Here is a 1057-nt window from a genome sequence, read left to right on the forward strand (position 1 = left end):
AACCGCAGATCGTGTTTGATGAACTACGACAGGTTGCTTGATTTGGCGGGTGTTGCACTTCGGAGTTGAATTCGCGGCCTCATTAATTGTTAGCCGTTAAAATTAAGCCCTTTACCAAACCAATACTTATTATGAAAAACACAATACATATCAACTTCGCTATTTTTTTAATAATTGCAAATATTATCTACAGCAGCGCCAGTGCATCAACAGATATCTCTACTGTTGCATCTCCATTATTTGAAGGAACTGAAGGTTGTTTTTTACTTTACGATGCATCCACAAACGCTGAAATTGCTCAATTCAATAAAGCAAAGTGTGCAACGCAAATGGCACCAGATTCAACTTTCAAGATCGCATTATCACTTATGGCATTTGATGCGGAAATAATAGATCAGAAAACCATATTCAAATGGGATAAAACCCCCAAAGGAATGGAGATCTGGAACAGCAATCATACACCAAAGACGTGGATGCAATTTTCTGTTGTTTGGGTTTCGCAAGAAATAACCCAAAAAATTGGATTAAATAAAATCAAGAATTATCTCAAAGATTTTGATTATGGAAATCAAGACTTCTCTGGAGATAAAGAAAGAAACAACGGATTAACAGAAGCATGGCTCGAAAGTAGCTTAAAAATTTCACCAGAAGAACAAATTCAATTCCTGCGTAAAATTATTAATCACAATCTCCCAGTTAAAAACTCAGCCATAGAAAACACCATAGAGAACATGTATCTACAAGATCTGGATAATAGTACAAAACTGTATGGGAAAACTGGTGCAGGATTCACAGCAAATAGAACCTTACAAAACGGATGGTTTGAAGGGTTTATTATAAGCAAATCAGGACATAAATATGTTTTTGTGTCCGCACTTACAGGAAACTTGGGGTCGAATTTAACATCAAGCATAAAAGCCAAGAAAAATGCGATCACCATTCTAAACACACTAAATTTATAAAAAATCTAATGGCAAAATCGCCCAACCCTTCAATCAAGTCGGGACGGCCAAAAGCAAGCTTTTGGCTCCCCTCGCTGGCGCTCGGCGCCCCTTAT

At 37.4% G+C, this 1057-nt stretch carries 1 protein-coding gene; it reads left to right on the top strand.

The features are described from left to right. Nucleotides 1-131: 131 nt before the first annotated feature. Nucleotides 132-962, top strand: coding sequence for an oxacillin-hydrolyzing class D beta-lactamase OXA-1 (locus tag PG899_RS24100; protein ID WP_001334766.1), 831 nt, complete (start codon nucleotides 132-134; stop codon nucleotides 960-962). Nucleotides 963-1057 lie beyond the last annotated feature (95 nt).

Origin of the sequence: Aeromonas sp. QDB39 (genome assembly GCF_027707585.1) — a bacterium.
GTDB classification, from domain to species: domain Bacteria; phylum Pseudomonadota; class Gammaproteobacteria; order Enterobacterales; family Aeromonadaceae; genus Aeromonas; species Aeromonas hydrophila.